This window comes from Sphaerochaeta sp. UBA5849, assembly GCA_002432715.1.
Lineage (GTDB): Bacteria > Spirochaetota > Spirochaetia > Sphaerochaetales > Sphaerochaetaceae > Sphaerochaeta.
In genome coordinates, this window is record DJGJ01000013.1 from 1 (window position 1) to 23,945 (window position 23,945).

The 23,945-nt window shown below is 50.6% G+C and carries 27 protein-coding genes; 12 read left to right on the plus strand and 15 right to left on the minus strand.

The features are described from left to right. Window positions 1–22: 22 nt before the first annotated feature. The gene (locus B3K89_RS01455; RefSeq protein ID WP_293891024.1) at window positions 23–1,231 is read right to left on the minus strand and encodes an MFS transporter; all 1,209 of its coding nucleotides are present in this window, start codon (window positions 1,229–1,231) and stop codon (window positions 23–25) included. Window positions 1,232–1,422: 191 nt separating this feature from the next. On the opposite strand from B3K89_RS01455, the gene B3K89_RS01460 reads away from it, so the two are divergent. From B3K89_RS01460 to B3K89_RS01475, 4 genes are all read left to right on the plus strand, one after another. Then, the gene (locus tag B3K89_RS01460; protein ID WP_293891027.1) at window positions 1,423–1,788 is read left to right on the plus strand and encodes an NlpC/P60 family protein; all 366 of its coding nucleotides are present in this window, start codon (window positions 1,423–1,425) and stop codon (window positions 1,786–1,788) included. Between the two features lie 298 nt (window positions 1,789–2,086). Further along, entirely contained in the window at window positions 2,087–2,995 is a 909-nt protein-coding gene (locus tag B3K89_RS01465) for a carbohydrate ABC transporter permease (protein ID WP_293891030.1), read from the plus strand. Next, window positions 2,995–3,834, plus strand: coding sequence for a carbohydrate ABC transporter permease (locus tag B3K89_RS01470; RefSeq protein WP_293891033.1), 840 nt, complete (start codon window positions 2,995–2,997; stop codon window positions 3,832–3,834). Before B3K89_RS01465 ends, B3K89_RS01470 begins: the two co-directional genes overlap by 1 nt. Before the next feature lie 82 nt (window positions 3,835–3,916). Next, entirely contained in the window at window positions 3,917–5,266 is a 1,350-nt protein-coding gene (locus B3K89_RS01475) for an ABC transporter substrate-binding protein (protein ID WP_293891036.1), read from the plus strand. Between the two features lie 81 nt (window positions 5,267–5,347). Here B3K89_RS01475 and B3K89_RS01480 read toward each other — a convergent pair whose 3' ends face one another. Then, entirely contained in the window at window positions 5,348–5,992 is a 645-nt protein-coding gene (locus B3K89_RS01480) for a hypothetical protein (protein ID WP_293891039.1), read from the minus strand. 291 nt (window positions 5,993–6,283) lie between these two features. Between B3K89_RS01480 and B3K89_RS01485 the strand changes: the two genes are divergently transcribed. Then, window positions 6,284–7,438 (plus strand): GGDEF domain-containing protein, encoded by a 1,155-nt coding sequence (locus B3K89_RS01485; RefSeq protein WP_293891042.1) that lies wholly within the window; start codon window positions 6,284–6,286, stop codon window positions 7,436–7,438. Window positions 7,439–7,542: 104 nt separating this feature from the next. Here the strand turns inward: B3K89_RS01485 and B3K89_RS01490 are convergent, their stop codons facing one another. Next, a complete protein-coding gene (locus B3K89_RS01490) occupies window positions 7,543–7,872 on the minus strand; it encodes a transcriptional regulator (protein ID WP_293891045.1) in 330 nt (109 codons plus the stop codon). A 108-nt stretch (window positions 7,873–7,980) separates the two neighbouring features. Between B3K89_RS01490 and B3K89_RS01495 the strand changes: the two genes are divergently transcribed. Next, window positions 7,981–8,388 carry a hypothetical protein gene (locus tag B3K89_RS01495; RefSeq protein ID WP_293891048.1) on the plus strand — a complete coding sequence of 136 codons (408 nt, stop codon included), beginning with the start codon at window positions 7,981–7,983 and terminating at the stop codon, window positions 8,386–8,388. Between the two features lie 166 nt (window positions 8,389–8,554). On the opposite strand, the gene B3K89_RS01500 is transcribed toward B3K89_RS01495, so the two are convergent. The 6 genes from B3K89_RS01500 to B3K89_RS01525 all read right to left on the minus strand — a co-directional run bounded on the left by B3K89_RS01500 (window position 8,555) and on the right by B3K89_RS01525 (window position 14,438). Next, window positions 8,555–8,716: a hypothetical protein gene (locus B3K89_RS01500; protein ID WP_298503551.1), complete on the minus strand. Its 162-nt coding sequence runs from the start codon at window positions 8,714–8,716 to the stop codon at window positions 8,555–8,557. Continuing rightward, window positions 8,709–10,100, minus strand: a complete 1,392-nt coding sequence (aspA, locus tag B3K89_RS01505; RefSeq protein ID WP_293891051.1) for an aspartate ammonia-lyase — start codon at window positions 10,098–10,100, stop codon at window positions 8,709–8,711. The genes B3K89_RS01500 and aspA overlap by 8 nt, the downstream gene beginning before the upstream one ends. A gap of 233 nt (window positions 10,101–10,333) precedes the next feature. Continuing rightward, window positions 10,334–11,815, minus strand: a complete 1,482-nt coding sequence (locus B3K89_RS01510) for a tripartite tricarboxylate transporter permease (RefSeq protein WP_293891054.1) — start codon at window positions 11,813–11,815, stop codon at window positions 10,334–10,336. A 15-nt stretch (window positions 11,816–11,830) separates the two neighbouring features. Continuing rightward, complete coding sequence (locus B3K89_RS01515; protein WP_293891057.1) at window positions 11,831–12,292, minus strand: tripartite tricarboxylate transporter TctB family protein; 462 nt, start codon at window positions 12,290–12,292, stop codon at window positions 11,831–11,833. A gap of 68 nt (window positions 12,293–12,360) precedes the next feature. Continuing rightward, window positions 12,361–13,356 (minus strand): tripartite tricarboxylate transporter substrate binding protein, encoded by a 996-nt coding sequence (locus B3K89_RS01520; protein ID WP_293891060.1) that lies wholly within the window; start codon window positions 13,354–13,356, stop codon window positions 12,361–12,363. Window positions 13,357–13,367: 11 nt separating this feature from the next. After that, window positions 13,368–14,438, minus strand: a complete 1,071-nt coding sequence (locus B3K89_RS01525; protein WP_293891063.1) for a Gfo/Idh/MocA family protein — start codon at window positions 14,436–14,438, stop codon at window positions 13,368–13,370. 244 nt (window positions 14,439–14,682) lie between these two features. On the opposite strand from B3K89_RS01525, the gene B3K89_RS01530 reads away from it, so the two are divergent. Beyond that, entirely contained in the window at window positions 14,683–15,792 is a 1,110-nt protein-coding gene (locus B3K89_RS01530; protein WP_293891066.1) for a M24 family metallopeptidase, read from the plus strand. A gap of 25 nt (window positions 15,793–15,817) precedes the next feature. Next, window positions 15,818–17,035, plus strand: a complete 1,218-nt coding sequence (locus B3K89_RS01535; protein ID WP_293891069.1) for an ROK family transcriptional regulator — start codon at window positions 15,818–15,820, stop codon at window positions 17,033–17,035. Window positions 17,036–17,038: 3 nt separating this feature from the next. Here B3K89_RS01535 and B3K89_RS01540 read toward each other — a convergent pair whose 3' ends face one another. The 6 genes from B3K89_RS01540 to B3K89_RS01565 form a co-directional block, all read right to left on the minus strand. Then, on the minus strand, window positions 17,039–17,248 hold the full coding sequence (locus B3K89_RS01540) for a helix-turn-helix domain-containing protein (RefSeq protein ID WP_293891072.1): 210 nt from the start codon (window positions 17,246–17,248) through the stop codon (window positions 17,039–17,041). 8 nt (window positions 17,249–17,256) lie between these two features. Continuing rightward, entirely contained in the window at window positions 17,257–17,799 is a 543-nt protein-coding gene (locus tag B3K89_RS01545; protein ID WP_293891075.1) for a hypothetical protein, read from the minus strand. Between the two features lie 68 nt (window positions 17,800–17,867). Continuing rightward, entirely contained in the window at window positions 17,868–18,158 is a 291-nt protein-coding gene (locus B3K89_RS01550; protein ID WP_320348679.1) for a hypothetical protein, read from the minus strand. A gap of 6 nt (window positions 18,159–18,164) precedes the next feature. Continuing rightward, window positions 18,165–18,296 (minus strand): hypothetical protein, encoded by a 132-nt coding sequence (locus B3K89_RS01555; protein WP_293891078.1) that lies wholly within the window; start codon window positions 18,294–18,296, stop codon window positions 18,165–18,167. 23 nt (window positions 18,297–18,319) lie between these two features. Then, the gene (locus B3K89_RS01560; RefSeq protein WP_293908771.1) at window positions 18,320–19,276 is read right to left on the minus strand and encodes an FAD:protein FMN transferase; all 957 of its coding nucleotides are present in this window, start codon (window positions 19,274–19,276) and stop codon (window positions 18,320–18,322) included. Next, on the minus strand, window positions 19,269–19,856 hold the full coding sequence (locus B3K89_RS01565; protein ID WP_293891084.1) for a TetR/AcrR family transcriptional regulator: 588 nt from the start codon (window positions 19,854–19,856) through the stop codon (window positions 19,269–19,271). The genes B3K89_RS01560 and B3K89_RS01565 overlap by 8 nt, the downstream gene beginning before the upstream one ends. A gap of 325 nt (window positions 19,857–20,181) precedes the next feature. On the opposite strand from B3K89_RS01565, the gene B3K89_RS01570 reads away from it, so the two are divergent. The 4 genes from B3K89_RS01570 to B3K89_RS01585 all read left to right on the plus strand — a co-directional run bounded on the left by B3K89_RS01570 (window position 20,182) and on the right by B3K89_RS01585 (window position 23,872). Further along, entirely contained in the window at window positions 20,182–20,355 is a 174-nt protein-coding gene (locus tag B3K89_RS01570) for a hypothetical protein (RefSeq protein WP_293891087.1), read from the plus strand. A 171-nt stretch (window positions 20,356–20,526) separates the two neighbouring features. Continuing rightward, window positions 20,527–21,696, plus strand: coding sequence for a GGDEF domain-containing protein (locus B3K89_RS01575; RefSeq protein ID WP_293891090.1), 1,170 nt, complete (start codon window positions 20,527–20,529; stop codon window positions 21,694–21,696). A gap of 61 nt (window positions 21,697–21,757) precedes the next feature. Further along, window positions 21,758–22,723 (plus strand): D-2-hydroxyacid dehydrogenase, encoded by a 966-nt coding sequence (locus tag B3K89_RS01580; protein WP_293891093.1) that lies wholly within the window; start codon window positions 21,758–21,760, stop codon window positions 22,721–22,723. Between the two features lie 93 nt (window positions 22,724–22,816). Continuing rightward, window positions 22,817–23,872, plus strand: a complete 1,056-nt coding sequence (locus tag B3K89_RS01585) for an HD-GYP domain-containing protein (protein ID WP_293891096.1) — start codon at window positions 22,817–22,819, stop codon at window positions 23,870–23,872. Window positions 23,873–23,945: the final 73 nt, after the last annotated feature.

Here is a 23,945-nt window from a genome sequence, read left to right on the forward strand (position 1 = left end):
TTTATATTTGCACAGCTCCTTATTACTCCAGCTCTCGGAGTGAGGGCAACAGGAAAGCCAATAAAGCTACTAGCAACAGCAACACTCCCGACACAAAAAACCAACGGCTTACTCCGATTCCATCGGCAAGCAAGCCACTGAGCATAAGCCCAAGCGGCATTGCAAAGCCTTGTACGCTGCCGATGAGGGAGAATACCCGACCCAGGACTTGCGGCTGGATTTTCTCCTGGATCAACGCAGTCTGCACCCCGGCATAGAAAGGAGCTGCAAAACCCATAACCAAGCAACTGGCTGCGAATACCAAAAACCCGCTTGGAGGCAGCAAGCCGGAGACTACGAGAACAAGGCCCATGACAGCGATGGACGCGGCGATCAGAAGATTTCGCTTGCCCAACGTTCCCAGAAGTCCCAATACCAAGCCTCCTGCAAGCATGCCCAAAGCAAAGGTGACCTCAATAAGGGAAACATGGAATGCAGTCCCCCCAAAGTGCTCCATGCTCATCAGCGGAAACAACGCGTTGATGGGCATGTAGATAAACGTGAAGAGGAAGCCGATCCAAAGCAGGGTGAAGAGACCTTTGTTAGCCTGCAGGGCTGCAAAACCTTCTTTCATCTCCCTAATGAAGTGAAGTTCGGTCGTTTCATGCGGCCCTTGCAGCTTCGGAATACTCACCAAAGCCACAGTGATGCTTGCAACCACAGCCCCGGCGATGTCCAAGGCGATGACGGCTGTCAGATCCCAGACCATATACAGGAATGCTGCAAGTGCCGGACTGAGCAACAGGCTGACCGATTGGATCGCCTGGCTGTACCCTGCACACTTGGCAAGCATGTCTTGGGGCACCAGAAGAGGTGTCACCGCCGAAAGTGTCGGGGTATGAAATGCCGTCCCCACACTCCGTACAAAAAGAGTTGCCATCACCAGCCATACCGGCAGCGCCCCCGAGAGTGCCACAAAGGCGAGAATAGCGGCAGCAAGAGCAATAACCAAATCTGAGAGAATCATGATGTGTTTGCGGTTGCATCGATCGACCAGCACGCCGATGAAGGGCCCCAATACGGCATAGGGCAGAAAACCGACCAAGGAGGCAAGCGACAGGACTAAAGCTGAGCCTGTAGTCTCGGTAAGGTAGAGAATGATTGCCATCTGCAGGATGGCACTGGTAATAAGTGAGACAGCCTGACCTGCCCAGATAGTGAAGAATTGCGTCTTCCAACGAAGTGTTTGCATAGTGAATATCTCCTATAAAGTTCGAACACCGGATGCACAAAGACAGCCCTGCCACACATGGGCTGAGCTATTGGTTACTTGCTTTGCTGTGTTACCAAGGTCGAACGATACCCTTCATAGAAGAAATCCCTTTGTACTCATAAGATTTCCAAAACCTATCAAAGGAGAAGCATGTTGTCAACAATTCAAGCTTGCCTGCACAGGAAGACCAGTCATATCGGCATGAACCGAAAGCCAATACCGATTATTCCGGTTTGGTGATTAATATTTACCAAGAGGTTGGAGAACGGTATGGCCTGAAACTACCTTTCTCCGATACCACTTCAACAGAGCTTTTTGCCTTTTATACAAAACCAGTACAGACACCATTGTGTGGTGATATCATTTTCATGGGTGAGGAGCAGGATATCACCCATGTAGCCATCTTTCATCGATTTTTCGATGCAGAGATTGAATTTTTGGATGCGTACTCAGTTACCGGTAGCGTGGAAATCCGCATGTATCCTGCTTCCAGTCCCAAAATCAAAGGCTTCGGACGGATGCTGGTACAACCATAATTGGAATTCAGAACACAATTTCCTCTGTAAATTAAGCCAAGTTAGTAAAGATATCGTGCTTAATATCGCTTAAATAATAAACATTTTCTTGCACATTGAAAATAGCAGGCCTATAATGATGGTCTGAGAACGTTTTCTGTTACCGTTGATTTTTTACAACCAGAGTGAAAAGACCTTGCAATTCCATCAAACAGGAGAGCTAAGCGATAGTCCTCCAGTACTGATCAGAAGTGACAGGCAAGTTAGTACGCGTCCCTTTGGTTTTATGTTGAATACCTTGATACACGTGGAGCATGCGATGAAAGATTCAGTTAAAACGAATATTCCGACATTGAGGAAGAAAAAATTCCTCTCGCTATCTGAACCCTACCTGTTTTTACTCCCGGCCCTGATCATCTTCGGTTTGTTCCTCTACTATCCATTTCTCCGTACCATATTCTTGAGCATGTTCCTCACCAACAAAACCGGCAAGGCAAAAATATTCGTTGCATTTACCAGCAATGACAATTATCTCACGCTGTTCAAAGACCCTTCTTTCTGGTCGAGTGTGGCGGTAACCTTCAAGTTTGTCATAGCCGTTGCATTGGGCGGCCTTCTCGTCGGCTTGACGTCCAGCCTGCTTACCGAGAAGAAGTATCGTGGCTCTGGCTTTTCTGCTGCTGTATATGCAATGCCAATCGCCATTGCATCGGCTGCAGCCTCAATGGCATTCAAGATGATACTGCACCCCACCAACGGACTATTGAACCAATTGATGGGCACACAAATCAACTTTACCGGCGATTCCCGCTATGCCCTTGCATCGGTTGTAGGCCTGACCATCTGGCTTACCAGCGGGATCAACTTCATATTCATCAGCGCAGGCCTCAGGAACGTACCCGGGGAGCTGTATGACAGTGCCTCTGTCGATGGTGCCGGGTATTGGAGAAAAGTGTTCTCTGTCACCCTCCCTTCCATCTCCCCAACGCTGTTCTTCCAGATAATCATCAATATTATCGGGGCTTTCCAATCTTTCAGCCAGATCAAGCTGCTGACCGAGGGAGGCCCTGGCGATGCGACCAACGTCATGGTGTGGTCGATTTACAAGGATGCATTCCGAAATTTCAGGTTTGGTGCGGCCGCCGCCAGATCGGTCATTCTTTTCTTGATCGTGATGGTCATCACCATCATCCAGTTCAGATTTGAAAAGAAAGGAGTGAACTACTGATGCGCATAGCCACCCGACAAAGACGACTACTACAAAATACAGGACGCTTTCTTCTGAACATCCCTTTGATGTTGGTGATTCTCGTACCCTTGCTCTACACCATATCCATATCGGTCATGCCACCCGATGAGATCTATGGCAATCACCTGATACCTACATCGGTCAAGTTCACCAACTATATCCAGGCGTTCACCAATCCGTACTACAACTTCCCCCGCATGATTCTCAACTCGTTCATCGTATCGACGACGGTGATGCTCGGACAGATGGTCACCTGTTCCTTGGCCGCCTTCGCTTTCTCCTTCCTCCAGTTCAAGGGGAAGAAGATTTTATTCATTGCCGTACTTGCAACCATGATGGTCCCCGGAGAAGTGACGATCATCGCCAACTACCTGACCATGGCACAGTGGGGGTGGCTGGACTCCTACCGGGCTTTGATATTCCCTTTCCTTACCAGCGCCATGGGGATTTTCCTGCTCAGGCAGTACTACCTGACATTCGCGAAAGAGCTCTATGAAGCCGCCAAGCTGGATGGTTGCTCAAACCTCCGATTCCTGACAAGCATCGTCGTCCCGCTCTCCCGCCCCGCCCTCGGAGCCTTGGGAGCCTATGTATTCTTGAATACGTGGAACCAATATATGTGGCCGCTGTTGGTGACCAATTCCCGGGAGTTCCGCACGGTGCAAATCGGCATCTCGATGCTTTACGACATCGATGCTGTTTCCCTGGGCCTGATGATGGCCGGTGTTGTCATTGTCATCGTACCGTCGCTGAGCATTTTCGTCTTCATGAACAAGCAGCTGATCAACGGCTTGATGGCTGGTGCTGTGAAGGGATGATTGAAGGTTTTCGTCCCTGAATATAGGTGTTTCTGGAATGGCTGATTCATTCCATGGTATTTCAATAAAAGGAGAAAAGGAAATGAAGAAAACGTTGTGTTTGATTCTCGTCGGTCTCTTGATTGCAGGTTCCCTCTTCGCAGGCGGAGCCTCGGAAGCAACCAAGGCAGCTCCTGCCAAACCAGCAGGACCGGTGGAAATCACATTCTGGCACGCAATGGGAGGAGTGAACGGTGAAGCACTCGCATCGATGGTCGATGAGTTCAACAAGCAGAATGAAGGGAAAATCAAAGTAAAGTATGAGTTCCAGGGCAACTATGACGATGAATTCGCCAAGATCCAGGCTTCCGGCGGAAACTATCCCTGCGACATCATCCAAGTGTACGATATCGGTACCCGGTACATGATCGACTCCGGCTGGATTCTTCCTGTACAAGAGTACATTGAAAAAGACAAGTACGATATCAGCCAGATCGAGCCGAATATCGCTGCTTACTACACCGTTGACAACACCCTGTATTCCATGCCGTTCAACAGCTCCACCCCGCTCTTGTATTACAACAAGACCGCCTTCGAAGAGGCTGGAATCACCAAGGTTCCCACCTGTTTCGAGGACATCTATGAGATCGCCGAGAAGCTGAAGATCGTCAATCCCGATGGAACGGTCAAGCGCTATGGCTACGGCATGGGCAACTACGGCTGGTTCTTTGAACAATGGATCGGCAAGATGGGTCTGCATTATGTGAACAACAACAATGGTCGTGGTAAAGACTACGCCACCGCAGTCGAATTCGACACCAACGGCGGCGGTCTGCAGATCATAAAAGTTTGGGACAAAATCCTCAAGGAAGGAATCTCCCCGTACCTCAACATGGGCAATGATGATGCCAAGGCAGCCTTCATTTCCGGTAATGTGTGCATGATTCCCGAATCCACTGCAGCACTCAAGTCCCTGCTTCTGAACGTCGGTGACAAGTTTGAGATCGGCGTTGCCTACTTTCCGTCCATCAACCGCAATGACGTCGGTGGTGTATCGGTCGGCGGCGGAAGCTTGTGGATGATGGATACCGGCAAGCAGGAGCGAGAGGATGCAACCTGGGAATTCCTGAAGTTCATGGTCTCTCCCGAGATGCAGGCGTTCTGGAATGCCAAGACCGGTTACTTCCCCGTAACCGTTGCTGCAGCCCAGACCGCAACCTTCAAGGAAAACATCGCAAAGTATCCTCAGTTCCAGGTAGCCATCGACCAGCTGCATAGCTCTGCTCCGCAGTATGCCGGTGCCCTGCTGAGCGTGTTCTCCGAAGCCCGCCAGATTGTACAGAACTACATTGCCCGACTTGCAAACAATGAATTGGATCCACAAGCCACACTCAACGGAATGGCCAAGGACATCAACAAGGCAATCGAAACCTATAACCTGGTCAACTACTAAACCCAGTAGAGTTTGGTGATCGAAACACGGAGGACTGTTGTAACAGCACAACAGTCCTCTTTATTTTCTGTCCGAAATCGTTTAGTTGTACGTTCCCGTAAGGGTGAATGTCCCGTTGGGAAGGATATATTCCAAGGACATTGTCTCATCATTGAACACAGCCCAAGTAAAGAGTCCTCCTACCTTGCCTCGTGCGTTGATCTTCTTGCCCAGGACTTCCTTGAGCGTCCAGTTCATCGAAATCTCAGCACCAAGCAATGAGCCATCAATCGTTCCGTTTGCCTGAAGCACTGCTACCACCTGCTTAGCCTCATCGACAACCTGGATTACACTATGGTTGGAACCTGAAATCGCACCGGAAACCGGATCGAGATTGTAGTTGGTCACATTGTTCATGATGACATTCTTGCCATTGAGCAAAGGCCAATCGGATTTGATGGTTCCACCATACGGCCCGTAGGCAAAGCTTTGCAAGGTCTCCTCAACGGTCTTGTAATGGTTGCTGTTGCCTTTGTGCTCGGTTGCCACACTGCCCAGTTGCTGATAGACATTCACTGTCGCAGTAAAACTTGCAGGAGCGCCGCTTTTTTCAACCTTGCGTGATGCATCTTCAGTACTTGCTGACATGCTGCGGGAGAGCGCACTACTATCCATGGACATATCACAGCTGATAAGCATGCCGAGCAATGCTACAACAAGTCCGAAACGAAGAAGATTTCTTTTCATGTTTGAGTCACACCTTTTATTGATACAATATGAGAGAATAGTCGCACGACATGCATCATCTTTGTCAATAAAAATCGTACAATCCAATACATTCCTCATATGTGACAGATTTCTGGCAATGTGTTAAGACATGATTTGACTTCAAGTTCTTACCTGCTTCTTACAAAAATTGAGCCGATACAACAGTTTTCAGATGACAAACAGGGATCCCTACGGTATAAGTATGGACAAGGTGAATGCCGAGTTTTTGTCATTCTTGGAAAATCGGCAGCCGTTCGAAGAAGGTGCGAAATGCAAACGAAGACGTGGAAGCGCAATCTCTTTTTGGTGCTCTTGCTTGCCGTAGGACTTTGCGTTTCCATGCCAGTCCGCTTCCTGTACAACAGAAACAAGACGTTGCTGCTTACCCAAACACAGGAGAAAGCACTCAATATCGCCAGTACCGTGGCGGCCTTCCTCTCCTACGACATTGAACGCTATCGCCCGATCTCGGAAGCAGAATCGCTGACGACCGGCAGCAAGCTGGAACAGGACTACCAAAAGCTTAATGCAGTCCTGCGCGAGATCAAATCCAAAAGCGACGCCACCTTCATCTACACCAGCAAGTATCTGGATGACGAAACCAGCGTATTCGTCCTTGACGGGGAGGAAATTGGCACAGTGCTCTTCTCCCCCTTCGGCAGCCGGGATGCCATGGATGAGCATGAACTGCGCACGCTCAAAAATGGTGAAACAACGGTAACCGACTTGGGTGAGGACAGTGTCTGGGGCACCTATCTTTCTGCGTACGCCCCCATCATCGATCAGCGTGACCAGCACATTGTAGGTTTGGTTGGCGTCGACTACTCAAAGGACTTCCTCAAAGAGCAATATTCGAATTTTGCTTGGGTGCTGAATACCACGTCCGCCCTGTTCACCCTGGCGCTCACCTTCGCTCTCTATATTCTCATTGTCACCATCCATGACCGCAGCGGCATCGATGACCTGACCAAATTGGGAAACAAGCGGGCGTTCATAAAAACCTTGAGAATAGTCCAGTACGAAGCGAAGAAACGAAACCAGAATTTTGTACTCTGCCTTCTGGATGTCGATGAATTTAAAACCATCAATGACACCTATGGACATCCTGTCGGCGATATCGTACTGAAACACTTTGGACGGGCGCTGGTCAAAGCTGCAAACACTTCCAAGGTATGTTTCCGGTATGGTGGTGATGAGTTTGCCGTCATTCTCACTGCCACCACCTTGCTGCAGGCACAGGCGATGAAGGAAACCATCCAGGAAGAGATAGCAAGCATCACAATACCCGAACTCAAAGGCAGAGTCTTGTCGGCAAGCATCGGCATGGCAGAGTGGTTCCCCGGTATCACGGTGGAAACACTGATCGACCTGTCAGACAAGGACTTGTATATACAGAAGGAGATACGCAAAAAGGAAGTGCACTGACACGCCTTCTTGTCACAGAGTTTAAAACGCAAAATATCTCTAATTCGTCCACTTCCCCTTTTCTTTCGTGAATTGCATCAAGTGCGACCGCTCGGGCATCGTCTTCAGCCCTGCTTCTTTTTCCGCGAGCGTTTGACAGGGATGGGAATCAGGGGCTCTGAGAGAGCGATCACCTGCTCGAGCAGATCCCTGTCCTCTACGTCGACAATGTAATGCTCCTTGGCACCTTGATACGGGAAGCCTTTCTCCGCCTCTGCAAGTACGTCTTTCAGGATTTCCAGCTGCTTTGCATACACGGTGTTGTTGCATACCAAAAAGAGCGGCTTGCGATGGATATAGAGCATGTACGATCCGAACATTTTCCTATAGAGCGGTTGCCAGCTCTCATCAATCTGGCTTACAACAAATTCTATAAAATCCTCAGTGGTTGCCATAGTTATCACCCTACTGCCTGCTGTACCGGCTGTCCAGTCACAGCATGCCCTGTGATTGACAATTCCCTGTTTGTACCATACATGATACACACAAGGAGACATACGTGCGTGAAACGTCTTATCCTGATGATGACACTGATGCTGCTCCTCTCAACCTTGGGAGCGGAGATTGCACCTTCCGAGTACCATCTTATGCAGATGCGCTCTCCAGAGCACATACAGATCAAGGTACTGTCGGTATCCAAGTCGTACAACCTATTTTCAGGCAATACCGAGGTGAAGGCCAAAGCCGAAGTCATTATGGTTGTGAGAAGCGAGAGCAATCTTTCTGTCGGCGACAGGATAACGATCAAGTATACACACGACAAGCTGAGGAAGAACTGGGCAGGCCCGAGGCCCATTCCCATGCTCAAGAAACATACAGAGACCGATGCCTTTCTAACCTTCGATACAGACCGGAATTGGTACGTGCCTTCCGCCAGGGGCACCTCATTCGATCCGTTGATCAGAGAGTAACAGCCTGTTTGAATCCACCAGCCTTTTATTTTCCAGGATGTATAACATCTTCATGTTCTGACAGGCCCCGATACGTACGAATTTGAAGGTGGTCGTCACTCACCACACCCCGCATGCTGTATAATGAGGTCGCGGAAGATCTTCATGCTGCCGACACGCAGAAAACTCACTCCTTTCTGGTATTTGGCCCGGGATGCACGATCCTGGTGTCTTTTGAATATGGACTGCCAAGGAACCGGCTGGTGTACACCACAGTCACCCAGATGACAGCCATGCTCTGCTCAAACCAAGCCCTGTCATGCTCCCTACCGGTCAAGCGCTCACCCATTCAGCATCGATTCTGGAGAGAGGATCCGTTTCAGGTCCTCTTCACTCAAGTACCCTTCCTCAAGCACTATCCTGTAGACGGATCCCTCGGTTTTCTGAGCCTTCTTGGCAATCTCGGAACAGAGCTCGTACCCCAATACAGGAACAAGAGCCGTTACCAGGCCAATACTGTTCTCCACCATCTCCCTGCAACGCTCCTTGTTTGCAGTAATGCCGATAATGCAGCGGTTTGTCAGGATATGCAATACATTGGTAAGGTTGTTGATCGAAGTGAAGAGCTTGAAAGCGATCAAGGGCTCCATTACATTGAGCTCCAGTTGCCCGGCCTCGGCGGCAAGCGTGATGGCAAGGTCGTTGCCGATGACATCGAAAGCAACCTGGTTGACCACTTCGGGAATGACGGGATTCACCTTGCCCGGCATGATGGACGAGCCCGGCTGCATGGGCGGCAGATTGATCTCGTTGATACCCGCCCTCGGGCCGGAGGAAAGGAGGCGAAGGTCGTTGCAAATCTTGGAAACCTTTGCAGCAATTCGCTTGAGCACACCGCTGAGCTCGATGAATCCACCCGAATCCTGGGTGGCCTTGATCAAGTTCCTCGAAGGGACCAGAGGCAGGCCGGTTAGCAGTGCCAGATGCCGGGTGACCACCTCGGCATACCCTTTGGGGGCATTCAAGCCGGTGCCGATGGCAGTCGCTCCCATGTTGATCTCATACAAGAGCGTCCTGGCGATCCGCATCCGTTCGATATCCTCTCCCACACTCTCGGCCCAAGCGATGAATTCCTGCCCCAACGTCATGGGGATGGCGTCCTGAAGCTGGGTTCTCCCCATCTTCAAAACATCGTGAAACTCCCTGCCCTTTTCCTCTAGGGATGCTTTGAAGTTCTCAAGTTCAACAAGCAGAGCATCAAGCATCCAAGCAGCCGCCAGACGGATGGAAGTGGGATAGACATCGTTGGTCGACTGGGAAAGATTGACATGGTTGTTTGGGTGGATGATCTTGTATTCCCCGCGCTTCTTGCCCAAGAGCTCCAATGCCCTGTTTGCAATGACCTCGTTCGCATTCATGTTGGTGGAGGTTCCCGCTCCTCCTTGGATGGCATCGACGGGGAATTGGTCATGCAGTTTGCCGGCAATGATCTCATCGCACGCTTCGATGATGGCTCCCCCTACCGCTGGATCGAGAATACGATACTCAAGGTTCGCCAAGGCAGTAGCCTTCTTGATGTAAGCCAAAGCCTGAATGAAGAAGGGAAACCGGGATATCGGAATATTCGACACCACGAAGTTCTCCATGGCCCGAACAGTCTGCACCCCATAATAGGCGTCTGAAGGAACCTGCTTATCACCCAATAAGTCGTGCTCAATCCTCCATGCATCCATACCGATACATCTCCTCTGCACCAGAGCCCGTGCATGAACAAGCCGCATCGCCAAAGACGATGCGCAAGCCAGTCATTCCATTCCTGTCCTCTTATTCATCCCGTTTCCCTGATTACTGTTATAGTGCTTGCATCATCGCATGCAACGGCAGTGAATTCAACCTTGATTTCGACCAATCAAGGCCTTTGACAATCTGTCATAGGCCTTAGTACTGATTGCCTTTACTTTGCTGATCAGGCTTTTGTCTTTTTCATGCTGGAAACAAGTGAGAAAATTATGGTGAAGGCCGCCAGCAGAAGGAAGGCCAAGGAAATCGGGCGGGTGTAGAACACTGAGAGGCTGTTCTTGCTCATCAAAAGAGCCCTGTTCAGGTTCTCTTCGGCAATGGGGCCGAGAATGACACCCAGCACCAAGGGAGCTCCGGGGTAGCCGAATTTCTTCATGAAGTAGCCGATTACTCCAAAGCAAACCGCTACATAGACATCATAGAGCTGGTTTCCCAAGGAGTAGGAGCCGACAACACAAAGGATGATGATGATCGGCATCAGTATGTTGGTGGGAATCTTGAGGATTTTTGGAGAGTACTTGGCACTGACAAGTCCGGCGGCAAGCATCACGAACTGGATGGCAAACATCCCCGCAAAAATAGTGTAGACCAAGTCGATGCTCTCAACAAACAACAGTGGACCGGGACGGACGCCGATAAGAATCAGAGAACCAAGCATTACCGAGGTAACTACGTCTCCAGGAACACCAAGGCAAAGCATGGGGATCAAGGCACCTCCGGTGGTGGCATTGTTTGATGCCTCAGGCGCCGCTACACCCTCATATGATCCTTTTCCGAATTTTTCAGGGTGTTTTGATAGTTTCTGGGCCACATTGTAGGCGATGAAACTAGCGATGGACCCTCCGGTACCCGGGATAATGCCAACGAATACACCGATGACCGATCCCACAATTGCTGCAAAAAGGAAACCCTTGATATCAAACCATTTCGGCAACATATTCGTGATGACCTGTGCATTGGCTGCACTTTTACCATGCTTGTTGGTAACCTGGGTGAAAACCTCAGAGAGAGCAAAGACCCCAATCAGTACGGGCAATAAGTTGAAGCCTCTCATCAATCGGGGAATGCCGAACGTGAAACGGTCGGTGCCGGCGATGGCATCGATGCCGACGGTGGAGATGAGTAAACCCAGACATCCGGCCAAGAGCCCTTTGCCGATGTTCTTCCCTGATGAACTGGCCATGATTGAAAGGCCGAAGATGGCGAGGGAGAAATAGTCTGCAGCATGAAAGTTCAATGCAATCTTGGCAAGCTGGGGTGCGATGAGAAACAAACAGATCGAGGAAACCAAGCCACCAATGAAGGAAGCTATGGTTGAGATTCCCAAAGCTCTTCCGGCCTGTCCCTGCTCACACAATGGATATCCGTCCAGCAATGTTGCTGCAGCTGATGGGGTTCCCGGTGTCTTCAGAAGGATGGCCGAGATGGACCCTCCATACATGGAACCGCAGAAAAGACCGCAGAGCATGACCAAGGCGGTATCGGCTGGAAGCCGATAAACCAAAGGAAGCAGCAAGATGATGCCCATTGAACCCGAGAGACCGGGAAGTGATCCGATAACAATGCCGACAACCACTCCAAATACCATGAAGAGGAATGTGAGAGGCTGAAGGATGGCAGAAAAACCGCTTACAATATTGGTGAACATAGTCATCTTCTCCTCTTAGAACAGTGAAAATCTTGGTAGTAAAACCTGGAAAGCGTACATGAACAGAAAGTAAATCACCACAGAGACGGTAATGCTGATCACCATGGCGTTTTTTTTATTCGAGTACCCGAACATCCAAAACACGAACATAAGAAAAAAGGGAGTAAGGAGAAGAAAACCCAGATACTTCATCAGGAAAACGTAGGCAAAGGTGCCAAAAACAAGCAAAAAGACCTTTTTAGCCCGTCGGGCATCGAAGGCTTCGCCCTGTTGTGCCGCTGAAGCATCAGTGAACAACGCTTTGACTGCCTGTATCAGCCCCAAGAGTATGATGACCATTGCGACAAACGCAGGATAGTCGCCGGGGCCGATGCCCATTTTTGCCTGGGGAAGCTTCTTTGCTTGAACAAGTACAAATATGCCGAAGAGAACGGCACCCAAACCAAACCAAAAATCCGCTGTGATTTTCTTTTTCATCTTTGACTCCGCATTACAAAAAGGGAGGGCCATCGATTGGTTGCGACGACCCTCCGCTCAGAACAAACTTAGTAACGGTCACCCAAGCCTTTTGCCTTCACAAGTGCTTCGTAACGGGCATCCTCGGCGAGGAGGAACTGGCCGAAATCAGCAGAGTTGAGGTACTCGGGGCTTACACTCATGGCCTTCATCTTCTCGATGAAGATGGGATCCTCAATGCACTGCTTGAAGATGTCATGCAGTCTCTGCACCACGGCATCGGGAGTGCCCGGAGGACATACCACGCCTCTCCACTGGGGAAGGACAAGGTCCAAGCCCTGCTCTTTGGCGGTAGGAACATTGGGGAAGGCAGGATAGCGCTCTTCAGAGAATACTGCGAGCATCTTCAGCTGGCCGGCTTCAATATTGGAGACGCCTTCAGGAGCATTGTTCATTGCCGAGTCCACCTGCTTGCCCAACAGACCAATGATGGAAGGGCCGCCGCCGCTGAACGGAATGTGAGTGAATTCACCACCAATTGCATCTTCGAACAAAATTGCAGCCATGTGGTTTCCGCCGGCGGTCCCTGCGTTACCGATGGAGAGCACCCCAGGATTCGCCTTTGCGTCGGCAATAAAGTCCTGCAAGGAGTTCCACTTTGCATCGGCGTTCACCAGCAGGTAGTTGTAGGAGCTGACGACCTGCAATACCGGTACGAATGAATTGACGGTAATGGGAGTCTTGCTGAGCTGGGTCTTCGTCATCGAAGCATTATTCCAGTGCATGACACTATACCCATCGGGTTTGGCATCCAAGAATTCAATGGCGCCGGTTACGCCGGAAGCTCCCGGAACGTTCTTGATCACCAAATTCTGACCATTGGCATACTTGGGGAACACTTCAGCCAGAACCCTGAATACAACGTCGCCGCCGCCGCCGGCACTCCAGCCAACCACTGCTTCAACCGGTTTGTTCGGGAAGCTTGACATATCGGCAGATACTGCTGAAACCTCTTTGTTTCCTTGAGCAAACAGCATGCTGCAAGAAAGAACGATTGCCAACGCAACAAATACAATTTTTTTCATATGATCTCCTATTATCCCTTTTTCAGGGTTGTTGACAACGGTAAACGGATTGAATGTCCTGTTTGGGCGCTTTGATACATCGCTTGGATGATCTCTACGGATTTCCTTGCCTCTTGGCCTGAAACCAAAGGCTCCCGATTGTTTTCAATAGCCTCGATGAAGTCCTTAAACTGTGCCACGTGGCCGTGTATACCGATGGAAGTCGGATTGGAAGCTCCTCCTCCGGTTGAAGGACCTGCACCGATACGGGCGCGAATTGCTTCGTCTCCTTCCTTCTCTTCGGCAAAGGACCAATGGATGAGATCCTCTTCCTCAAGAATTGCACTGCCCTTGGTACCGCAAATCTCGATGCGCTTGAGAAAGCCGGGGTAGATGCCAGTGCTGCTCTCTATCACTGCAAACCCACCGCTCTTGAGGCGCAACATCGCAACCGCTGTATCCTCAACCTCGATCCGCTCGTGAGCCAGGGTTGCCGCATGTGCAGTCACTTCCTCGACTCCACCAACGAACCACTGCAAAAGATCAATGGCATGGATCGATTGATTCATCACCGCACCGCCTCCATCGAGCTTCCAAGTCCCTCTCCAGGCAACTGAATCGTAGTATTCCTGGCTGCGGAACCACTTTACCTGAGCATTTGCCAGCAGGATGGTGCCGAACCGGTTCTCTTCAACCGCCTGCTTCATGAGAATTGCTCCCTGGTGAAATCTCGACTGGAAAATGCCGGCAAGCTTCACGTTGTTCAGCCGTGCCGCTTCGATGATCTCATCGCACTTCTCGATGGTGACTTCAAGCGGCTTCTCTACGATGACATGCTTCTTTGCCTTGGCGGCAGAAACCGCGCCTTGCATATGGAGACCGGAGGGAGTGGTGATGGTGACAACATCAATTGCAGGGTCGGAGAGAAAGGCATCCAAGTCGCTATACCCGACGGCGCCATACTTGGAGCAGAATACTTCAGCTTTTCCCGGCACCACATCAAATCCAGCTACAAACTTTCCTTGCGCAAGCTCTTGGATAGCCCTGACATGAAAGTCAGCAATGGTACCCAACCCGATAATCCCGAATCCATAGTTCTTCATCAAAGCAAACCTCCGAATGACTTGTATCTATCCTAAAAGCGAATCAGCATTTTGTCAATTTAAATTACAAAATATATTGGTATTACCTTCATTAATATGAATATTTAATGAGGAAAATATTTTAATGTATTATTTTATCTATAGTTATACAATCATTACAATTGTTTTTTATTTTTACAAATTACTTGTCAAATACTTCTTTGCATGCTAGATTCCAAACAACAACGACAGAACTGGAGGACGTATGACTTTACATGAAGAGTTTGCAATCAAGCTGAAACGACTCAGAACGCTCATGCAAACAAAGAATCTGGATGCACTCTATTTGAAACGACAGGATGATTTTGCTTGGCTTTCCTGCGGCGGCAGGAACTATGTAGGCCTGTCGGACATGGGCAACTGCGGCCTGCTCGTCACATCAGACGCCCATCATGCAATAACCAGCACTGTCGAGAGCCAACGGATGATGGATGAAGAAAATCTTGCCGAACTTGGCTTTGCCATGCATGCAGGCATTTGGCACAACGACGCATTTGAGACGGCAACCCTGCAAGATCTGGTGCCTTCAGGCCGCATTGGTTTTGACTATTTACACAAGATCGGTCCCAATCTTGCTGAAGAGATCAAGGTCTTGAGATTCTCCCTCACCGAGAGCGAAGTTGAGAAATTCCGGATGGTCGGCAAGCTTGCTTCACTGGTGATTGAAGAGACCGCAAGCTCGATCAGGGTGGGTGAATGCGAATACGCCATTCTCGCACGTGCCGCACAGAAAGCCAGGGAGCTGGGTTTGGAAGTGGTCTCGCTTATGTGCGCCGCCGACCAGAGAATCTCAAGCTACCGCCATCCGCTTCCCACCGATGCTCAAGTACGAGAGCGGGTCCAAATCGGAGGGAACCTCCGCAAATGGGGCCTTACCGTATGCTTGACCCGGTATGTCAACTTTGTACCTGTCTCGGCGGCTCTTGAGCAGCAGATGCGCGCAAACCAGGAGATCGATTGCATCCTCATGCAGGAGACAAAGGTTGGACGACAGCTGAAAGATGTCCTCGCCTGCGGCAAGAAAGCTTATGAACAGCGGGGATACGGATATGAAATCGACAATCACCACCAGGGCGGGCCCATCGGGTATGCCGGGCGCGACTATCGTGTCGATTTTTCCAATACCCATGTGGTGGAGGACAATCAAGGGTTCTGTTGGAATCCCTCGATCACCGGCACAAAGAGCGAGGACACGATCCTGGTCACCCGGTCCGGTTTTGAGTTCATCACAAAACCTGTCTTGTTCCCGGTCTGTGAGATCAAAGTCGGCGATAGATTCTTTCCCAGGGCTGACATTCTCCAAAAGTTGATGTAACGTGTTCAGATGAGGAACGAACAGGATGAGCGTGAATGATCTTGAACTAAAAACGTTCAAAGCCATCATAGAATGCATTGAGGAGGGTTCTGAGAAACCCTCCCGTGCAGCCATAGCCAAAGAGCTCGGGTTAAGCAGGACCACGGCTTCCAATTACGTAAATAAACTCATCAGTTCAGACATACTCGAGGAGCTGGATTCCGAATCCCAAGGAAGAGGAAGGCCGGGCAAACCCCTGACCTTGTCAACTTCCAAACGCTACGCCATCGGAGCCTTTTTTGATGAGAGCGATTGGTACCTGAGCGTCGTCAATCTGCAAGGACAGCCCATCGAGAACCTGCACTACCCCATAGAGCGGATGACCATCGACAGCTTCATCCAAGTCCTTATCGGGGGAATACAGGAAATCCAGAAGAAATACGGCTCGCAATTGCTTCCCGCCATCGGGATAGGAAGCCCCGGGGTCATCGATAGAAAAACAGGGACCATCATCAAGGCAGTCGACCTTGGTTGGAGAGACATTCCGCTGGGGCGCATCGTTTTGCATCAGACGGGCTTTTCCTGTTACATCCTCAACCGCTACCGCGCTACCGGCCTCGGCGAAGCACATCATGGGCAAGGCCAAGGCGTAAAGGACTTCATCTTCATCGGCATCGGGACCGGAATGGGCTCAGCCATTTTCATCGACGGCAAACTGATGTTCACGACCAACATCCACACCGGCGGCATCGGTCACATCATTGTAGACCCTCACGGGCCGTACTGCAGCTGCGGGCGAAAAGGGTGTGCACTCCCTCTGGCCTCCACCGATGCCCTCATTGCAAATGTGTTGAAGAGCTTGAAGGAGAACCACTCCCTCGCATATACGCCTCTTGCACAACGATATTCCACGGAAAAAACAGTGACGCTCGCCCAAATCATGCAGGCGGCAGAGGACGGGGATGTATTTGCCCAACAGGCTGTACAAACTGTCGCCGATCCAATGTGCAAGATCATCGGACACCTGATCACCATCATAAATCCCAAGAAAATTGTGTTGGGAGGGCCGATGGCAACCACCGGCACCTATTATGTCAACTATATCAAAGAGAAGGTCACCAATGATTATCTGACACCGGAGATTCCCATTGTCCAGGGAAGCATGGACGTCTACACCGGAGCAAGGGGCGCTGCCTCGTTGGTGACCAAACGGGTGGTGGAGCTCACGTTTCATACACCGGATACCTGGTATCAGGAGCAGTAGGGCCTATTCCTCTGTCTTGTACTCAAACAAATCTCCGGGCTGACAGCCAAGGGCCTCACAGATTGCTTCCATGGTACTCAGCCTGATGGCACTCACCTTCCCTGTCTTCAGATTGGAAAGGTTTGCTATCGTGATACCCACCTTCTCGGATAATTCGGTTAGTGACATCTTGCGGTCCGCCAGCACACGGTCAAGTCGTATAATGATTGCCATACGCTTGCCTAGACCGTTTGCTCGTATTCACGCTGCAAGGCGAATGCGTAGCTGAACACCCGAGCGAGCACGAGCAGAATGAGTGCATAGACAGCCTCATTGGGAAGCAGCTGGAAGCGGAAGCCAAGCAAGCCTGAAAGTTCTCCCAAGTCCCGGGTAAAGACAAAGACCAGCAACAACTGCTTTGCATAGGCTAGAATCAGCAGGATATATCCCATGTTGGTTATCTTGTCGGGAAGCGTTCGGGTGAAGCCTTTGGACTGGGCAAGTGTGTGAAGAATCGAGCGCAGCAGGTATAAAAACAACAAGCCAAGCACAAGGGTTGCCACCAGGAGTATGGAGTAGAGAAGAAAAGAGCCCAGACTTGCAGATCGCACAGCCTGAGTAACCTGCAGGCCTTCGGGGAACACCAACAAGAGAGAGAAATCACCCTGCACTGCCAGGACGACCAAGTACACCGTTATGCCGGCTACGGCAAGCGAGCCAAGGATGAGACTGAGGGTAAGCAGACCTGTAAGCAGGCGCAACCCTTTGTTTGACAAACTAAGCATGGAATGCCTCCAAATATCGTTTTACAGATATTTTTTATCGTAGTACGATAAATTTGTCAAGACATTCCCTACTGCTTTTCACTGCGCAGCCTGTTTCGATGCATCCCAAATGCCTTCAGGTGGGTCTTGGAAGTGACAGTCACCCCGCTGATTACATCCACAACAAGGCTCTTTGCTTCTATTGCAGCTTTGAATAACTCATCAATGGTCCTTCCCTTGGAAAGCTTGACCGGCTGACCATTCTTGGCAGCAGCGCCCTTGAGAATCCTGAAACCCTCGACCTCACCGCCGGCCACCCTCATTTCGGTCTCGTTATCGCGAAGGTGTGAGGTACTGCCCTTCCACTGCCCGATGTACATCCCATCCTAGAGGTTCGAAAACTGCACGTTTTCAAATTGCAACCGGGAAGCCTCTTTTCGATTCGGTCCATCCACGCGCATCGCCATGAACAAGCCTACGGCGATAATCACTATCATACCAGGCAAAATCCACCACATACGATTTCTCCTACGCTTACGCATCATGTACTGAGAAGTGATATGTTCAGTCCCGTTACCGGTTGGAAAACGGAGACCAATGATTCGGTGATCCAACCCTGCAGGTTTTCATCGATGGCAAACACCCCGACTTCGGGGAGGTCGGCCAACAGCTTTTTGCATCCCTTGAGGCCTAAAAGAAAGAAGGTTGTTGAAAGGGCGTCAGCATGCAGGGAACGAGGGCAGACCACCGTCGTACCAATCAAGCCAGACCGGGCCGGACAGCCGGTCCTCGGATCGAGAATGTGGTGCTGCCGCTTTCCTTGCGAATCGATAAAGAACCGTTCATAGTCACCACTGGTGACAACCGAGACGTCCTTGGCCGCGATGGCTCCAACCAAAGAATTCTGGATCCTGGGATGACGGATGCCCACCTTCCATGCCGACCCATCCGGTTTCGATCCCAGAAGCAACACATTGCCGCCAAGGTTGATGTAAGCCGATTCAATACCCCATTCGATGAGCACCTGCTTGGCACGATCAGCGGCATAGCCCTTGGCCAAGCCTCCCAGATCCAACATCATCCCCTGTTCACCCAAGCCGGCACGTCGATTCTTCACATCCAACCGTATCTGGCGGTAATCGACACGCGATCGAACTTCATTAATGGCGGCTTGGGTGGGGGGAATTGCAGCATGGGTGAAATCCCAGAGATTCATCAGAGGAGCGATGGTTACATCGAACGCACCGCTTGAAAGAGCGCCGACCGCCACGGCCTCCTGCAGCACCTCAATGGTATCGGGGGAAACATCTACCAAACCGTTTCCAGCCTGACCGTTGATGCCGCTCACCTCGCTATCGGCAAGGAACCTGCTCAAGAGTAATTCCAGACGCTTCACTTCTGCAAAAGCCGCCTCAATTGCCGCCTCAGGCTGTTCTCCATAGACCTTGCAGGACAGTTGGGTATGCATGACTGCAAGGGTTGCCTCGACGCTACGCATGATCACATCCTTGCATCAGGCCATCCATCACCAACGAGGTGATCGTGTCCAGCAACCGGGGAAAGTGCTCAACTCCGATCTCCTCCTTGTGCACATCGATGTTCATAATCGCCGTGAATACCAACATGATCGTCGCGGCATCGACATCGCTTCTGATTTTTCCCTCGGCCTGCCACTTCTCCACCAGCTGAACAAAGGTGTCATAGAGGAAGTGCACCGCTTCACTGCCGTGCTCGAGGCGATAGACCTGCTCGAGCTTTGCAAAAACCTTTCGGTTGTACCATTCACGCAAAATCGGGTTGTTGCGCATACCTTCGCTGTTGCACGCAAGCATATGGGCGATCACTTGCTTCGGTTCCAATGTTACGTCAAGCTGTGCCTGGCACCTCTGTTTCAACACTGCATTCTCTGCAAGGAATATATCCAAAAACAGCTTTTCCTTTGACGGGTAGTAGAGGTAAAAGGTTCCCACAGCAAGCCCCGCCTCCTTGGCGATCTGGGCTACGCTGGTGGATTTGAACCCACCCTTGGTGAACAATGTTTTTGCCGCGTTGTACAACAGAGCTTGTTTCTCTTCCATGCGTCCATCCTGAATGAATATTTTTTAATTCATTCATTTATACAGAAAGAGTCTTTTGCTTGTCAAGACATCGCAGGGTGCCCTTCCAATCACCACCACGCAGACCATGGTAAAAATACACCCACCCATGGCATAGTACACCAAGCAATTGCACATTCCTTCTTCCATTTTTTGATTTGTATTCCTCATTTGTACTTTTCTCTTTCAGTCATAGATACTGTACATTTTGGAGCACACCCATACAGCCACACGGTGGCTTGCAGGCGAGTATCGGTCGGATGCTTTTGGGGAAAATCGAAGAGACTGAATCCTATCTGGATCTGGCATGGCATTTTACAGCAGCATCGCCACCGGCTTTGAACTCAACCTATTCGATTCCTTCCAGGTCCTGATTCTTGGCGGATATCGTTTCGCCCCTCACGAAGCCCAACCGGGCATGCAGGCAAACACGCTTTCCAGAGCATTCAACTCACTGAGTTTCAGGGCCAACCTGAAGTGAACCGACAGGCCGGTATACGCGTGTATACCGGCCATCACTTTCCAACATATTGCATGCATTGCACCAACCTGAGGCGGTGCACTGGATGACAAATGCTGATGCTTACGTTATAAGTATGGTAGATGCAGGCAGGGCGGATATACAGCGCACCTATTTGTTCTCTGAGGATTGATGAGAAAATCCCTACGTATTGGTTTTGGGGAAAAACGCACATTTTTGCTACTGCTTGCAGCAACGATTCTTTGCGTCCTCTTCCCTGCACAATTTCTCTATCAACGAACCACCAATGTCCTCAAAGACAACGCCCGTTTGCGCGCTCTCTCCATCGCCACCACCGTGGCAACCTTTCTGGAAGACGACATCGAGTCATATCGAGCCATATCCGATGCACCGACACTCAATGAGGACTCCCAGGCCTATGCCGACTACCTGCGATACAATGCCTTGCTGCGTACCATCAAGGAACAAAACGACGCCGACTATATCTATACCGAAGCGCTGGTTGATGGAAAAATCATCCGCTACGTTCTCGATGCCGAGCTCCCCGACAGTGAAAACTTCTCCCCTTTCGGCTCCCTCGATACAATGGATGAAACCGAGCAGAACGTATATACAACCCGAATGGCAACCGGCAGCACCGAACTGCTCCTCTCCGACTGGGGAGTATACCTCAGCGCCTTCGCCCCTATTGTCGACCATCGTGACGGCAGTTTGACAGGATTGGTGGGAGTCGACTATTCGGCGGCAACCTTGCTCATACAGTCACGCATGCTCTTGTATCTACACATCATCACCTTCTCGTTGCTCTCCTTGCTGCTTTCCTTCTCCCTTTTTGTCGTCGTCCAATTGATCAGCGTCCACGCCTATACCGATGAGTTGACCGGCTTGGGCAATCGCCGGGCAATGAACAAGGCTTTGGCTCGTTTGGAAAGAGACGCACGGAAACACCATAAGCCGTTTGTACTGTTAACCCTCGATGTCGACACCTTCAAGCTTATCAACGATGAACACGGACATCCCGTCGGGGACAAGGTTCTGAAACGGATTGCCGAGACATTGCTGCAACATTCGGAGGGGGATGAGGGCTGTTTCCGTTCAGGCGGTGATGAATTTGTCATGGTGATGCCCTCCTCCAATCTTGAAAACGCCCGACAAATAAGCAATCTGATCAAAACCGATGTCCAGGCTGTGTTTCTTCCGGAGTTGAAGGGACAGGCGCTTTCTGTGAGTATCGGCCTGGCTGTCTGGGAGGAAGGCGATACCCTGGAGGATGTGATCAGGCGCTCCGATACAAGCCTCTATGAGATGAAAAAACATCAGGAAACCCGGAAAAAGGGTTGAGAGTCTCTTGCCCAAACAGAAGGTAACCGATAGGGTTTCTCCCATACCCAGGAGATCAGACATGCATACCATCGATACACTCTTTCTCACCGGATCGCATTTCTGTCCTGATCAGGAAGAAATGGAAAGCCTTGAGGCCTTGTACCCCCAGGTTCGCGTAACCAGCACAGACATGTCGCACTATAGCCGCGAGCAGTTGCAGCAAGCCCGGATTATTGTAGGACTGCCAAAACCGGAAGACCTGAAACATGCCACCAACCTGCATTGGCTGCAAACCCCATCCTCGGGGGTAAGTCAGTATGTCGATCCCGCCCTCTATGCCAGCCAGCCCATCCTCCTGACCAATGCGAGAGGCACCTACGGCAGGCAAATCGCCGACCATGTCATCGGTGAAATAATCGCTTTCAACCACAACCTGCTGCGCTATCATGACCAGATGAAGAGCAAGCTATGGAAACGCTACTTCCCTACCAAGGACCTCTGGGAGAGCACCTTGCTGATCATCGGGCTTGGGGATATCGGGACCCAGCTGGCCTTGCGGGCGAAAGCCCACGGCCTCAGGGTACTTGCCGTCAAACGAACGGCAACTGAGAAGCCTTCCTATGTGGACGAGCTGGGAACGGAGAAGGACCTGGATGCCTTTTTGGTACGAGCCGACTACCTTGTATTGTGTGCAGCTTCCACCGATCAAACCGAGCATCTGCTTGATGAGCGAAGGATAGCCCTGTTGCCACCAGGCTCGTATGTTTTCAATGTAGGACGAGGCAACCTGCTGGACGAGCAGGCTCTGGTGCAGGCCCTTCAGAGCGGCAGGATAAAGGGAGCCGGCCTCGATGTCACCACGATCGAGCCCCTGCCGCAGGACCATGTACTATGGACGCTGGACAATGTCCTGATCACCCCGCATGCAAGCGGCTTGTCCCCAAGCGATCCTCATCAGGTGTTCTCCCTGTTTTTGAAGAACCTTGGGCTGTATCTCCAGAACAAGCCATTGATCAATTGCGTAGACTTTGCACGGACGTATTAGATAGTCCCATCAATAAATGAATAGCAAGACTATTCTCCTTTACCCGGCTGGTCGGCGATGGTACGATGGAACATGTCCAAGGAGGGGTGGAAGGTGGCCATAATTCTTGCAATCGATGATGCGGCAACTGATCTTACGCTCATCCAATACACGCTTTCCAATCACACGGTACTGCTGGCTCGAAACGGCGAAGAGGGGTTGCACACGCTCGATACGCATCCAGAGGTCGACCTCATCCTGCTGGACCTTCACATGCCTGTCATGGATGGGTTCACCTTTCTGGACCACATCCAAGCCAGGAATCTTGAAATTCCCATCATTATTCTTACCAATACCGAGGAAGTCGATATGGAAATTCGCGGACTGGAGAAAGGCGCCGTCGATTTCATCCGAAAGCCGCTGAATTTCAAAGCCCTGCAGATGCGCATCGATGTACAACTGAGGCTCAAGCAGTCCACCGAGCTCATCAAGGAGCACAACCGCCGCCTTGAGGAACTTGTTGAAAAACGAACTGCAGAAATCAGACGTACCAACGTGATAACCATCAACGCATTGGTGCGGCTTTTGGAAGTGCGGAATATCGAGTCCAGCAACCATGCCCGACGCACCAAAATCATGATGGAACTGCTTTGCCAACAGTTGCAGAAAATGAAACATATTGGATACGAGCTGAGCGAAAAAGAGATTCAGGAACTGATCGATACCGCTCCCTTGCACGACATCGGCAAGGTCGGCATTCCCGACCATGTACTGCTCAAGCCTGGAAAACTTGATCCAGGCGAAGTTGCCATCATGCGCGAGCATGTGAACAAGGGTGTTGAGGCCCTGGATTACAGCATCGAGAATGAAGAGACAAAGATAAGCTTCATAGAAACTGCCCGGGAGTTGATAGCCAGCCACCACGAGTGGTACGACGGCAGCGGCTATCCTGCCCGGCTGCGCGGTCTTGCAATTCCCCTTTCCGGACGCTTGATGGCCGTAATCGATGTATATGATGCACTTACGAGCAAGCGGGTATACAAAGATAAAATGGAACATGACCAAGCAATCGAGGTGATGAGACAGGAAGCAGAGAGACATTTCGACCCCATCGTGTTTGAAGCATTCTTACAGGTGGTCGACGAGATCAGGAAGAGATTGCTTGAGTAGCAGGGTGGAACCATGAGAAACCGCAACAGAGTCAAGGTTTGGTGTTTCCTGACAATGTTCACAACTTAAGGAA

Excerpts from the sequence above, each read along its gene's own strand:
- B3K89_RS01455 (WP_293891024.1), bottom strand. The coding sequence starts at position 1,231 with ATGCAAACACTTCGTTGGAAGACGCAATTCTTCACTATCTGGGCAGGT.
- B3K89_RS01465 (WP_293891030.1), top strand. The coding sequence starts at position 2,087 with ATGAAAGATTCAGTTAAAACGAATATTCCGACATTGAGGAAGAAAAAA.
- B3K89_RS01470 (WP_293891033.1), top strand. The coding sequence starts at position 2,995 with ATGCGCATAGCCACCCGACAAAGACGACTACTACAAAATACAGGACGC.
- B3K89_RS01475 (WP_293891036.1), top strand. The coding sequence starts at position 3,917 with ATGAAGAAAACGTTGTGTTTGATTCTCGTCGGTCTCTTGATTGCAGGT.
- B3K89_RS01480 (WP_293891039.1), bottom strand. The coding sequence starts at position 5,992 with ATGAAAAGAAATCTTCTTCGTTTCGGACTTGTTGTAGCATTGCTCGGC.
- B3K89_RS01485 (WP_293891042.1), top strand. The coding sequence starts at position 6,284 with ATGCAAACGAAGACGTGGAAGCGCAATCTCTTTTTGGTGCTCTTGCTT.
- B3K89_RS01490 (WP_293891045.1), bottom strand. The coding sequence starts at position 7,872 with ATGGCAACCACTGAGGATTTTATAGAATTTGTTGTAAGCCAGATTGAT.
- B3K89_RS01500 (WP_298503551.1), bottom strand. The coding sequence starts at position 8,716 with ATGGGTGAGCGCTTGACCGGTAGGGAGCATGACAGGGCTTGGTTTGAG.
- aspA (WP_293891051.1), bottom strand. The coding sequence starts at position 10,100 with ATGGATGCATGGAGGATTGAGCACGACTTATTGGGTGATAAGCAGGTT.
- B3K89_RS01510 (WP_293891054.1), bottom strand. The coding sequence starts at position 11,815 with ATGTTCACCAATATTGTAAGCGGTTTTTCTGCCATCCTTCAGCCTCTC.
- B3K89_RS01515 (WP_293891057.1), bottom strand. The coding sequence starts at position 12,292 with ATGAAAAAGAAAATCACAGCGGATTTTTGGTTTGGTTTGGGTGCCGTT.
- B3K89_RS01520 (WP_293891060.1), bottom strand. The coding sequence starts at position 13,356 with ATGAAAAAAATTGTATTTGTTGCGTTGGCAATCGTTCTTTCTTGCAGC.
- B3K89_RS01525 (WP_293891063.1), bottom strand. The coding sequence starts at position 14,438 with ATGAAGAACTATGGATTCGGGATTATCGGGTTGGGTACCATTGCTGAC.
- B3K89_RS01530 (WP_293891066.1), top strand. The coding sequence starts at position 14,683 with ATGACTTTACATGAAGAGTTTGCAATCAAGCTGAAACGACTCAGAACG.
- B3K89_RS01535 (WP_293891069.1), top strand. The coding sequence starts at position 15,818 with ATGAGCGTGAATGATCTTGAACTAAAAACGTTCAAAGCCATCATAGAA.
- B3K89_RS01540 (WP_293891072.1), bottom strand. The coding sequence starts at position 17,248 with ATGGCAATCATTATACGACTTGACCGTGTGCTGGCGGACCGCAAGATG.
- B3K89_RS01545 (WP_293891075.1), bottom strand. The coding sequence starts at position 17,799 with ATGCTTAGTTTGTCAAACAAAGGGTTGCGCCTGCTTACAGGTCTGCTT.
- B3K89_RS01550 (WP_320348679.1), bottom strand. The coding sequence starts at position 18,158 with ATGTACATCGGGCAGTGGAAGGGCAGTACCTCACACCTTCGCGATAAC.
- B3K89_RS01555 (WP_293891078.1), bottom strand. The coding sequence starts at position 18,296 with ATGTGGTGGATTTTGCCTGGTATGATAGTGATTATCGCCGTAGGCTTG.
- B3K89_RS01560 (WP_293908771.1), bottom strand. The coding sequence starts at position 19,276 with ATGCGTAGCGTCGAGGCAACCCTTGCAGTCATGCATACCCAACTGTCC.
- B3K89_RS01565 (WP_293891084.1), bottom strand. The coding sequence starts at position 19,856 with ATGGAAGAGAAACAAGCTCTGTTGTACAACGCGGCAAAAACATTGTTC.
- B3K89_RS01570 (WP_293891087.1), top strand. The coding sequence starts at position 20,182 with ATGGCATTTTACAGCAGCATCGCCACCGGCTTTGAACTCAACCTATTC.
- B3K89_RS01575 (WP_293891090.1), top strand. The coding sequence starts at position 20,527 with ATGAGAAAATCCCTACGTATTGGTTTTGGGGAAAAACGCACATTTTTG.
- B3K89_RS01580 (WP_293891093.1), top strand. The coding sequence starts at position 21,758 with ATGCATACCATCGATACACTCTTTCTCACCGGATCGCATTTCTGTCCT.